Source organism: Methanolobus sp. WCC1 (assembly GCF_045690315.1).
In the GTDB taxonomy this organism is placed as follows: domain Archaea; phylum Halobacteriota; class Methanosarcinia; order Methanosarcinales; family Methanosarcinaceae; genus Methanolobus; species Methanolobus tindarius.
The window spans coordinates 1861596-1874219 of record NZ_CP146979.1; the positions used below are offsets into that span (position 1 = coordinate 1861596).

11 protein-coding genes are annotated in these 12624 nt (G+C 40.8%); all 11 read right to left on the reverse strand.

Going from position 1 to position 12624, the window contains the following annotated elements:
* Positions 1-13: 13 nt before the first annotated feature.
* The 11 genes from V7O61_RS08980 to V7O61_RS09030 all read right to left on the reverse strand — a co-directional run bounded on the left by V7O61_RS08980 (position 14) and on the right by V7O61_RS09030 (position 12589).
* A complete protein-coding gene (locus V7O61_RS08980; RefSeq protein ID WP_407282085.1) occupies positions 14-2842 on the reverse strand; it encodes a hypothetical protein in 2829 nt (942 codons plus the stop codon).
* Between the two features lie 13 nt (positions 2843-2855).
* Positions 2856-3626 (reverse strand): hypothetical protein, encoded by a 771-nt coding sequence (locus tag V7O61_RS08985; protein WP_023843857.1) that lies wholly within the window; start codon positions 3624-3626, stop codon positions 2856-2858.
* 19 nt (positions 3627-3645) lie between these two features.
* Positions 3646-4716: an ATPase domain-containing protein gene (locus V7O61_RS08990; protein WP_023843858.1), complete on the reverse strand. Its 1071-nt coding sequence runs from the start codon at positions 4714-4716 to the stop codon at positions 3646-3648.
* Complete coding sequence (locus tag V7O61_RS08995; protein WP_407282084.1) at positions 4713-5123, reverse strand: hypothetical protein; 411 nt, start codon at positions 5121-5123, stop codon at positions 4713-4715. Before V7O61_RS08995 ends, V7O61_RS08990 begins: the two co-directional genes overlap by 4 nt.
* Before the next feature lie 5 nt (positions 5124-5128).
* Positions 5129-6046, reverse strand: a complete 918-nt coding sequence (locus tag V7O61_RS09000) for a hypothetical protein (RefSeq protein ID WP_407282083.1) — start codon at positions 6044-6046, stop codon at positions 5129-5131.
* 34 nt (positions 6047-6080) lie between these two features.
* Positions 6081-6668, reverse strand: a complete 588-nt coding sequence (locus tag V7O61_RS09005) for a hypothetical protein (protein ID WP_407282082.1) — start codon at positions 6666-6668, stop codon at positions 6081-6083.
* A 193-nt stretch (positions 6669-6861) separates the two neighbouring features.
* Entirely contained in the window at positions 6862-7722 is an 861-nt protein-coding gene (locus V7O61_RS09010; RefSeq protein WP_407282080.1) for a hypothetical protein, read from the reverse strand.
* A gap of 15 nt (positions 7723-7737) precedes the next feature.
* Entirely contained in the window at positions 7738-8805 is a 1068-nt protein-coding gene (locus V7O61_RS09015; RefSeq protein ID WP_407282079.1) for a histone deacetylase family protein, read from the reverse strand.
* Positions 8805-10832 carry a hypothetical protein gene (locus V7O61_RS09020; protein WP_407282078.1) on the reverse strand — a complete coding sequence of 676 codons (2028 nt, stop codon included), beginning with the start codon at positions 10830-10832 and terminating at the stop codon, positions 8805-8807. The genes V7O61_RS09015 and V7O61_RS09020 overlap by 1 nt, the downstream gene beginning before the upstream one ends.
* A 33-nt stretch (positions 10833-10865) precedes the next feature.
* Entirely contained in the window at positions 10866-11801 is a 936-nt protein-coding gene (locus V7O61_RS09025) for a hypothetical protein (RefSeq protein WP_407282077.1), read from the reverse strand.
* Between the two features lie 119 nt (positions 11802-11920).
* On the reverse strand, positions 11921-12589 hold the full coding sequence (locus V7O61_RS09030) for a hypothetical protein (RefSeq protein WP_407282075.1): 669 nt from the start codon (positions 12587-12589) through the stop codon (positions 11921-11923).
* Between the last annotated feature and the right edge of the window lie 35 nt (positions 12590-12624).

Here is a 12624-nt window from a genome sequence, read left to right on the forward strand (position 1 = left end):
TAATCATCTGATCTCAAACATTTACAGTTCCCGCAACCGAATAGAAAGTGTATCTACCTTTTTTGACAGTATCCACCATCTGTTCCTGCTCCAGATAACCCATTACAAGAGAGAGCTTTTCAAAGTCTATAGGATAACCACTTGACTTTATCTGTTTCTCAAGCTGCTTGAGAGTTGCTGAACCTGCAATCGAAAGCTGACCGATTATAACTTCCTCTATAGGCATGTCTTTTAATCGTATGGGCTGTGGCTGCTCAGGAGCTTCCTCTGTAACGATGTCAGCTTCTGACAATGTCAGTCCCTTTGAATTTTCCAAAATCTCATCAGGACTAAGATCAAGAGACTCGAGATCAAGAGGAACTTCTTCAGGAACAACGTCAGAAGACTCAAAGTCAACCGGGACTTCAGCAGGACTCAGGTCCAATGAATCAAGATCAAGAGGAACTTCTTCAGCAACATCTTCAGAAGACTCAAAGTCAACCGGGACTTCGGCAGGACTCAGGTCCAATGAATCAAGATCAAGAGGTACTTCTTCAGCAACATCCTCAGAAGACTCAAAGTCAACCGGGACTTCATCGGGACTAAGATCTAAAGACCCAAGGTCAAGAGGAACTTCTTCAGAGGAAAGTTCAGAAGACTCAAAACCAACTGAAGCTGCATCAGGACTCAGGTCCATTGACTCGAGGTCAAGAGGAAACTCTTCAGGAACAACTTCAGGAACAACTTCAGGAGATGCAAAATCAACTGGAACTGCATCAGGACTCAGGTCCAATGACTCGAGGTCAAGAGGAACTTCTTCAGGAACAACTTCAGGAGATGCAAAATCAACTGGAGCTGAATCAGGACTCAGGTCCAATGACTCAAGGTCAAGAGGAACTTCCTCAGGAACAACTTCAGAAGATTCAAAATCAACTGGGACTTCATCAGGACTCAGGTCCAATGACTCAAGATCAAGAGGAACTTCTTCAGGAACAACTTCAGGAGAATCAAAATCAACTGGAGCTGCATCAGGACTCAGGTCCAATGACTCAAGGACAAGAGGAACTTCTTCAGGGACAACTTCAGAAGACTCAAAATCAACAGGTATTTCTGCTTCAGGAACCAGATTATCCTGATCCGGAGCGAAGTCCTCAAGATTCAACGGTTCTGGAGTGAGTTCAGCTGTTTCAGCCTGAGCCGGTGACTGCTTTTCAAAGATCTGATCAGGTTCAGGAGTGACTTCTGATGGCTCCGGTAAGAACTCTTCCTGCTCTAATTGATCTGCCTGTGAATTAATATCAGTAGAATCTTCAGGGAAAACGTCTTCAATGGCATTATCCTGCATAGGAACTTCAGTCTGATGTACAATTTGATCATCAGGATAATCATGAATAAATGATTCCTCATAGCCAGGAATATGGATATGGAGCTGTTCCTGCAGGGAATTAAACATTCCACCTACAACTACCTTAAAAGACTCTATTTCGCCTGCAATTGCCATTATTTGTTCTTTGCTTGCATTTGGAGCATCACTTTCCTGCGTAGGAATTGGTGAGTTTGCAAGCTCTTCACTGCTCTTTTCTGCAGCGGCAGCAACAGACTCAGTAAAGTCCAGTTCTTTTAGTGTACGATTCAGCTTGGTTATTGCTTTGGTATGCAGATTCACAGCCTTTGCAATGCTTTTTATCTGCTCCATGATCTCTTCGAGTTGTTGTGTATTGGAAGCAGCTTCTTCAAGCTGGTTATTCTGAAGCTCTGCCATAAAGCTAACATTTTCTGTAAGATTGTCCAGCTCACCTTTGTGTTCGGTTAAATCTGAAACTATCCTGTCAAGATGTTTTTCGTGAGCAACGACCTTTTCAATTGTATATTCCCGACTTCCGGTCTCAACAAAAGAACGGAAATCCTGGGAATTATAATTAGGAACATACTGGGACAGCATTTTAAACAGTTCAACATAAGTGCCATGTATCTGCTTAACAGAAACTATCTTGGAAGAAATGGCATCTGAAAGTCCCCTGACAATAAAAGCCTCATTCTCGAACCTGAAAAAGTCAACACCTGCACTGAATTCACGCACCCTGTCCCTTGCAGTTTCTACCATATCAAAAGATTCACGTTCACCATAAATGGCTATCATAGCACTTAAAATATCATTCAGGGTCTTAGCATAAGTGATTTCAAGAACATCAGAAGGCACTTTTGTAGGGTCCAGTGATTCGGCATTTACAGAATCCTCTGCCTGGACAACACGCCTGAGTCTCTTGGAAAAAAGATCGAAATCCTGCCTCAGTCGTTTATAATCAGATTCATGTGCTTTAGAATACAGATCACTTTCTAAAGTGGATAGCTTATCACCACTTGATTCAAGTTCATCAGTCATTTTTTTCTGCATATCGTTGAACTTTTCTTCAAACATGAATAAACGAGTTTCAAGCTCATTGTAACGACTTTCCGCATCTTCAAGCCTTGTAACAAGTTCAGAATTTGCAAGTTCCAGATCGGACTTAATATCTGAAGCTACATGAATACCTTTATCCCTCTTTTTTCGAAGGACTGAATTATCATCCACAATTATAAGGGACTTGGCATCTGCCGGAACAGGTCTTTCTGAATGCGCAGAGCTGTCATCCATTATGTTTTCACTGTTGCCTATTTCTGCATCTGCCTTACCGGTCTGCTTCAAATTATCATCTGTAATATCTTCAACGTAAGTTTTTGGGTCTTCCATTGACCCTGTAGAATCAGAAGCCTTTTCGTCTTCGCTAATCTCCATGTCATAATCCCGTGAGCTGCTTTGTGAAACTTCTGTATCCATAATCTCAGTATCACATTTTTCCATTGTGCATATTTCGTCATCCATAGCATCTCACCTGTCACACGAAGGACTCAAGTTTGTGTTTAATATCCGGTATCCATTCGGCTTCACACACATCCGCTACATAATCCCCATGTAGCGGACGAATCTGGTCCCTGATAATCATTTCAACAAGAAGCGGCCACAGGTCTTCAGTCATCCATTTAGGTGAAGAGGCAATTTCGTTAAAAGCCATTGCAAGTACCTGCTCAACTTCTCCCCTGCCCATGACACCTGTGATCTTCTCTTTGATGTCAGCAAGTATTTCCATATTCTTCTTGTATTCGGAAGACTGGGTATACATCTCATCAAACACGATTTTTGCCAGGATACGCAATTCACTTGCCACTTCTTCAGGATAAGTTGCAAGCTGCTCTTTTGTCATTGGACGCTGTTCGAAAACATGACGTATAACAGCCTTGGCAATTTCAATTTTATCCATATTTTCAGCAAGATCGGCTTTTCCCGTAAACAGGGATATTAAAAGAGCTCCGCGTCCCACTGATGAGAAAATAACTGTGCCAAACTCGTATTCAATTACTGACTGTTTCAGCCCCATTTCAAGCTGCTGGCTAACATGCAGCAGGTTGTTGCTGATAAGATTGGTCAGCTCAAATATTTTAGGGCCAATACTCTCCGGTATGTAGGATGCATAGATCTTTCCGTCAGCACCGGCAAAGAGCAGTACATCTACATCACTGGATTGGTGTGTCCTTTTAAGCTGTGCGACCAGAGCAAACTTCAAAAGGGAAACATCCTCAAGGTCATCTTTTGTTTTTCTAACCGACACGTCAACCCACCTCAATTACTCATTGGATCATTTCTTCCAGTTCGCTAAGATTGTCTATATCAATAAGCGGTTCATCTTCCTGTGAAGGCTCTTCTTCAGGTACTATATCTTCATCCTGCTGCATGGAACCCGTAAGTTCAGAAACTTCCAGTGCTGCAGCTTTTGTGGAGGATTCTTCCCTGCGCTTCTCAAGTTCTTCCCTGGTAATGGCATCATTAAGACCCTGAGACTCGAAGAATATCTGTAGTGTTTCCTTCGGGGAGAATGGATATGACCAGTTTTCCTTGACATATACAAGCCTTTCAAGCATTCTCTCACTGGCACCCAGATCAGCGGCAGTGCGTATGGCTTTGTCAAAGACATCGTCATACTTGCGTACATCTTCTGCAGATACCAGAGGCGTAGTTCTTACAACCACACCAACACCACGGACAAAAATGTAAGGATAAACTTCCTCACCATGCCTGGTTGCACGCATCTTCACAATTTCAAGAGCCCTGTTAAAAGCTCCGCCAATTGGCCTGTATGTCAGGTGAACTGCACCATCGGACATGTAGATAGGAATCAATACATCCTCACCGATAGTCTCACCGGGAGATGCGTGTTCTTCTGTTGTAATAAGAACCGGACCAAGTTGCTTTAGTGTGTAGAACAGTTTTGTGATAATCTCACGCTGTTCCTGCTTGTCCTGTATCGCCCATATAAGCGGGGTCAAAGGATCAATAATTACACGCGTCTTTACTGCATAGTTCTTATTTGCCTCCACAAGAGCCGGAAGCTGCTCGTCAACAAGTTTGACAAAATCCTTACCCTTTGAGTGGAAGAAGAATAATTCTTTTTCATAATACTGATCAAGGTTAAATCCAAGCATCTTTGCTTCTCGCATTATTTGCTCAGGTGGCTCTTCCATACTGATATAGAGACCATTTTCTCCGTGCTCAAGTCCGTAATTCAGATATTGCATTGCAAAGGTTGATTTTCCGGTACCACTGGAACCTACAACCAGGAGTGTGGAATTATCACGCACACCTCCTTCAATCACTCTGTCAAGACCTGCAATTCCGGTTGGTATCCGTGTTTCACTGCTCATTTAAATTCCTCCGGAAGTATTACCTCATCGAGGCTGCTTAATTCACTAATTTCTGTAATCTCAAGATTTTCTGCAAACTCATCCAGTCCTTCGATAACGGGTTGAGGATCTGGAAGCTCTGACCCATTTTCAATTGAAAGAATGAGAGATTCATTACTGTCAAAAGGAAAACTCTTCTCAATATAGACCGATTCTATTGAGTGACCCATGACCAGCATATAGTCACTAAGTTCTACCCATCCGGTTTCATTTTTCTTAACAACATTTTTAAGAATCACATTGTTATTTTTCCGGTCTATTTTTTCACATTCACCTCTGTAATGTGAACTAGTTGTAATCACTCTTACATTCTCACCTACAAATTCATCCAGATGAGAATATGGTGAAACTGATCTGTATCCTGCCATAAAAATCACTGCTGCTCCTTCTTCATTTTAGAAAGAAGCTCGGCAAAGCTGTCTGTCTTTTTAGCTTCTTCCTGTAATTTTGCGGTTTCTTCAGATACAGGTGGTTTGGGTGCAGCCGGTGCGGAATTATCTGGCACCTGTATCTTTTTGGCCATTTCACCAAAAGCACCACCAAAAGTGCTGTGAGAATCAGCTATGGAAGAAAGTTCTTCCTGAAGTTTCCACGGAGGGTCAAATACCTTCTCCTGTACCGGCATATTATTGGCAAACTGCATGTAAGCGTTACCAATTTCTGACAGACGACCGCTGTCCAGTAATTTATAAATTGTAAGTGTCCGTACCCTGTCCCTGAGTTCATTGTCATCAACAGGCGGTCTGATACCGGATAAGATCTTCTTATCGTACTCATCAAGCATGACCTGATATGCGGATATAGGCTGGAGGTCAACTTTGAATTTGCAAACCGGATCACCATTCTTTATGCACTCGGTTTCCTCAACAGAGCATTCAAGTTCAAGGTCTTCCCTGAAGAACCTGTGAAGGGCATCGGTTGTGGCTACACATACTTTCTGGTTCTGCAGTGCAGGATAGAAATTACATACAGGGTTATTGGGAACTGCAAATATGTAATGCATCGGTGCATACGAAATAAGCTGCATGTTTCCAAGTCCGATATCCTTGAAGAACTTCATGTGGAACTTATAAAGTGAAGTTCCCCTTATCAGCTCTATTGTGCTTGCTTTAAGGAACTTTCTTGTTTCGTTCCACGGGACTTTGGCTTTTGGGAACTTGTCACTAATATTCTGCTGGAGTTTCAGCAATGCTCCAAAAGCTCCCATGGACTGCCCGAAACTTCCATCCATTGCCGGAGGCGGACCGCCGGCTGAATTTGTCATAAACGGAGGGAGACCAGGATCTGCCATTTATAATGCCCCCTCTGTGGTCATTAGATTCATTTCACATCATCTCCTTGATCTGCTTTATACCCTGTTCAGTAAGTTTTCCTGAAGTGTCACACATGTTTGCTTCCCTCAAATTCTTGAAACTGGCTGCAAGGGTGTCATTATCGACACCAATGAAGAATGTCAGTTTCTGCAAATCGTTCACACCTGTGTAAAGCATGTAAAGGAGCTTTTTATCAATATCAGAAAGTGATTGTTTCTTTGGAGGTGTGCCACACATTGGTTGCAGATAAGCTTTGAGCGTATTGATAACGGCTTCATTACCTGCAAGTAAAGCGGTAGCCGGAGCTGTGGCTCCTTCTACTACTGATGATGCCTGGAGATAATCTATCATAAGGATGTGTGAAGTCCCGATTGTACGCTGGGCTTTTACACGGATTGGATCCGAAACTTCCCTGCCTACCATACTTACACTTTTCAAAGGAATTGTTAACCATCCCCCGCCTTCTGAGAACCACAGGTTAAGGTTGGTAAGATAGAGAACACCTTTCTCCCAGTTGTCAGAGTAAAGGGAATTACCCATCATCACTGCTTTATAAATATAACTAAGATCAACTTTTGCGATACCCTGCTCTTGAGCCATAATGAAAAGACCCCATATGAATAAATTATATATCTAGTATTATAATTATAGATACTATTGTATTAACGGTATTAATACCCTTCTGTTGAAATGTGAAAAATAGTAATTTTTGCACAAATAGAGTGAATTCTATTATGCAGGTAGCTCTAAAAATCTCGCAAAATAAAAAAGTTCAACTTTTAAATAAATTTTATTACTTCTTCTTCATCGGAAGGAAATACCTTTCAACACTGCAATTAGTACATATAAACGCAGTACCACTTCTTTTGCCTGAAACCATATATTTGTTCACAAGGAAATTTCCACACTTACATGGAGACATCATTTTTTGTTCTCCAAGGAACTTACCTTCAAAATCCACAGGACTTGACATGTCTTCAGGAGGCTTATCACCGGGAACACTTGTAGTAACATGTCCGGAACCTTCAACAGGAGAATCTGCTTCTGATACTTCAGGTTCCTTTTTCATATTAATAAGTGAATCTGAAACTGCCTCCTTAGGGAAAAGTTTGTGCCTGCATGCTTTTACATTATCCTCATAAGGGATAATTCCTTCACAAGCTACTACATGTTTTCTGCTTTCCTCAAGTATAAGGTAACCGGGATAATTACCCAGATCAACAGGACTATTGTGAGTTGGCTCTACAAAGTCCAGTGACTCAAAAAACAGTTTTGCAATCTTGTTTACCGGTTTTGTAATAATGTGTCCGACAAGTATTCCCGAAATAAAACAGAATATCTTTTTTCCCATACCTGTCCTGGCAAGCTTTGGTAAAACTTCAATCCCACGAAGTACATATGTAGGTCTGCTGTCCTTTGCAGGAGAGCTCCATTTTTCATTCATGGACCAGCCAAGTACAGTGTTATCCTTAACAGCAACGACAAGAACCACAGTCGGTCTTTTAAGCCAGCTCTGGAAATTTGACAGGTAATCAGACATACCCAGGTATTTCCTGAAATAAGTGAATTCACCTATTGTAAACTTGTCAAGCTCAAAAGCATGTTCAAGTTTATAAAATATAATTCCATCTTCACTTTTTCCAAGTTCGAACATTTAACCAACTATCCTTTAAATGTGACCCCAATATGGCTCCAGCCTGGCTTTTAGAAGGGACAGATTATTATTAAACTCTTTTCTGGTTTTGGCATGTCTTGATGCAAGCAGGTCAATCTGATCAACTTCATCCTTAATATTCTCAAGTCCGGCCAATGCACGCAGGACAACGGATGCAAGAAGACCAAGATCATCATGATAGCCACCCTCCAGCAGGGTTACAACGCTCCATTTACTTGCAAGTTTAAATATTATTCTGTAGTAACCATCAACAGTGAGGTTCAGCTTGGCCAATGGTTCTTTATGATAAGCATCAAAACCGCACTCCAGAATAATTAACTGTGGGTTGAACTTGTCAAGTACTTTTTCAGCAACCTCATCATAAAACAGGGAATATTCAGGATTACCTGATTCAGCAGGCATTTCCATATTTATACAATATCCAAGCGCAGGTCTCACGCCAATATCTTTGATGAAACCCTTAAACGGATAAAGTGTTTTCTGATCCTGATGCATAGATATGCACAAAACTCTCGGATCAGCTTCAAAGGCAGCATATGTACCATCCGAAGCATGTGCATCAATATTGATTATGGCGATCCTTTCAAGGCCTTTTTCCTCAAGCATATATCTGGCCAGAATACCTGAATTGTTGAATATGCAGAACCCATTACATGAATCAGGACCTGCATGGTGTCCCGGCGGACGTATCAGCGCATAAGCATGCCTGCACTCACCTGTTGTAACCAGGTCCCCGGCTTTCAGAACACATCCCAATGCATGAAGAGTCACATCAAATGAAGATGGACAAACATATACATCATTACCAGGGCTCTGCCGCGGATCTCTTGTACATGCTTTGATTAGATCTACATATTCCCTTGTATGCACCCTTAATATATCCCTGACAGATGCAGGAGAAGAATCATAAAAACGGAATATTTCACCATCAATAAGACCGCTACTTTCAAGATATTCCAGTATATTCTTGATTCTTTGAGGATTTTCAGGACACGGATAGCCATTCAATAAAGAATCATGCAAATGATGGTTTTTATTGAAAGTGATACCTACCCGGGTCATCAGGCCTCCTGTGATAACAGAACCGGATGATGACTTTTTGTTTCTGAAACCTTTTTCTGTAGCTCTGCAAATATCTGTTTCTGCTGTGTCTGTTTATAGCTTGATATTTCCTGTTTGTCCTGAACCGGATTTGGACGTCCGTGCAGAGAACTCAAAACACTATGACACAACTGGCCATTAAAATCATGATAACCACCTTCAAGAAGGAAAACAACAGGTCCTTTAAAGACCGAATGCAATTTAGCTGTCATCTGGTGATATGCATCTGAATCCAGTGCCAGGCCGATATTCATCTCATGATAATGTGCATCAAAACCACAGCTAAGTACTATAAAATCCGGATTGAAATGTTCAACCATAGGAATAACTGCCTCATCAAAAGCATACATATATTCCTCATTACTTGAACCTGCAGGCATTTCTACATTCATTGTATACCCTTTGCCGGCATTCTCACCTGTTTCATTACTGAAACCTTTTCTGGGATAGAATCCATGTGGATCGCGATGAAGTGAAATAAGCATCACAGTCGGATCTTCATAGAATATTTCCATGGTACCATCACCTGCATGTGCATCCCAGTCAAGTATCAGCACTTTCCCAACTTTCCTGTTATGCTGAAGATGCCTTGCAAGCACTGCTGCATTGTTAAAAAGACAGAAACCTCCGTATTTCTGGGAGCTTGCATGATGACCGGGAGGACGTGTCAGGACAAAAGCATGGGTGAACTTTTTGTCCACAAGCAGGTCCCCGGCCTGTATAGCGGCACCAGCAGCAGTTTTTGCGATATCATAAGATCCTGATGTCATGTACGTACTGTCGCCAAGGAAACCGCCCCCAGAGCCTGAATATGATTTTACGAAGGAAACATACTCCTTACCATGAACCCTGTGCAGATCCTCTTCATTAGCAGTCTGGAAATCACTGATTAACGTGCATGTGCCATCAGTAAAAACTTTGTTCTTTTCCAGGTACCACATGGCTTTGATTATACGTTCAGGTTTCTCGTGAGTAATAATAGAAAGTAATGATGCATCATGTTTCATATGATCCTCACTGTAAAGGAAGGCAATGTTCACCGGACCTGCAGGTTCATTAGAAACAGCCTTTTTTGCTGCAACAGTGGTTTTTGAAGCAGGACTTGCCGGAGGGAACACCTTAGAAACCAGAGGTTTAGGAGCAGCTTTAGCCGACTGTGCTGATGCAGGTTTTACAGAAGAAACTGGAACCTGTTTTCCTGAATTAATATTAACCCCGGAAACAGATGGATTAGGAACATTATTTGCAACATTTCCTGATTTTGGTTTTGCCGGAGTTTGTGATTTTATCTGTTCAGAGGGTGCTGCTTTAGGTACAGATTTACCTGCATGAGCCTGTACATCTGACTTCTGTACAGTCTTTGCTGGCTGTGGAGGGACCTCTTTTTTTGGAACAGGGACCTGTTGAGCAGGTTTTGCCTCTACTGTCTTTTTGCTAACTGTTTTTGGAGCTTGTGGCTGCAAATCTGAAGTTTGGGAGCTACCTGAATGCTGGTAAGAAGAAACTTTGGGAACCTTCGGAGTTTTTTGCAGAATCTCGGATACGGCTTTTGAGTAATCCTTTTCTTCATCCTTAACATTACTTTTCTCTTCATCCATTTCAATTTCAACAGATTGGTAGGAAACATCATCAAAAGCACCGGACAAAACATCAGGTACTTTCGCTTCAAATGAAGGGAAGGTAGAAGGTTCAATTTGCATATCCTGAGAATCAGAATAAGTTATAGTCTCATCACCGGCCTCAATAAAACCTTCACCTATAACAATCATTTTTTTGGCTTCAGTGCCTTTTTCCTGATTGCCGGTTTTTTCATCCACAAAACCTGATTTAATAAGATCAAGGATGGCATTCTTTTCTGAAAGGTCAATACTGCTTTTACCAGGCTTTTCACCATCAAAATAAGATAAAAATGCCTCATTCAGCTTTTTCATGACATCAGAAGATAACTGTTTATTTTGTTCCTCGTTTTTTTCTGCATCTGAAGACACCCATATCACCCACAATATAATTGTTTTACAAAATTACTGAACCTGCAACCACACAGGATCAAGCACACCGATGTACTTATTCCCTCCGAAATTGAATACCACGGTTGGTTCTTCAATGGAGGCCCAGCCTGAAAGTTTTGGTTTCACTACCCATGTCCGCTTCACAGTTTCCCCTGGAGCTATCGTATCAAAGAAAAGGTTGATTTTTTCAGGCTCAAGGGAATTTGAAAACTTAGCTTTGATAGCAAAATCATTGTATGGCTGCTGCGTGAAGTTCTTAACCCATACATCAACCGTTGCTGGTTTACCAATTGTAATTTGCTGTGAAGGAACAAATTTTACATATTGTGCAATGGTTTCTTTCTGTATTGGAGTTGCACCTGAAACATCAATTGTCCTGCTGTTTTGTTTTTTCTTGGCTTTGTCTCTCTTATCGATATATAAACCAAGACCAAGCATAATTACAGCGCCAATAAATATAAGCGGAGCATTGTTTGCAATTACATCTATTTTTGTAGATTCAACTTCAACATCAACAACTTCTGCATTGCCCAGTGTCAAAGGAACAGTGAATGAAACCCTGGTAACTATCCATCCAAGCTGGCTGTTCTGAAGTGTGAAATATATGGGAACAACACTAGTTCCGCCGTCTGAATTTGACACGGTACACTCAGCTTCAACAGCTGCTATATTTTCACTGATTTCCTGGGAAACAATGTTAATATCTTGAATTGAACCCGGCTCTATTCCTTTATTGCTGAATATCATTTTAATACTTGCAACTGCAAGGAAATCCTTACCTGTGTACATATTAAAAGCCGTATTGAAATCTCCATCATTAATGGCAGTTAAAAATGTGGTCACTGTTTCAGGTACTTCTTCTTCTGGATTATTGCTGACACAACCACTACTATACACGCTAATCAGGATAACAAATACTAGGATAACTGAACAATACTTGTGTTTCATTTAAGCACCTGAGATTATCAAATATTATTATTATACAATTATAATATAGACATAGTACTTAATTTTATTTGTAGTAATTGTATATATTGCTTGTTAGAAAAAAGAAAGGAAGATAAAAATTAGAATAAAGAAGGAAAACGGGACAAATCTGCAATAAACTTTGATTTGCCGGTTTCAATCATAACGGCATATTCAAATGTCTGTCTTCCATCAACAATAAATGAGCGGATACCGCTACGCCCTTCAATTAACTGCCTTCCTGAATCACAGGAAGTCTGAAGTTCATCAATGCCGTCAATATCTGTCACCAGCATTTCAGAAGGAAGATAAATGCTCATTTTTTCAATTGCAGGATGCCCAATAACCCATATACTATGCGTACCAGATTTCAATGATTCTGGCGCGCCATAAATAATATTAGTTGTGACTTTTATCTGCGAAGTATTTACATTACCTTCCGCACCTGAAACCTGCATATCAAAGGAATCCAGAGAAAGAACTGTATTTCCATCATCTATCAAAACATAACCCAAATATTGCCCTGTGCTGTTTCTTTTGAATTCATCAACAAAACTCTCAACTTCCTTTTGACTTACGACGCTATTGTTGTCATAATCAAGACCCAGCCTGAAGGCTTCAGCATCGACACCCGTATATATTTCATTAATTGTAAAATCAATTGATGTATCGTGGACCTGCAACTCATTTGTGAAAGTTGCGTCTGCCGATGAAAGTGGAATTGATGACAAAATCAGTATCAAAGATATTAATAGAATTTTTTGTGACATAGAATCCCTCAAAAAAGTTAAGGTGAATATTATTT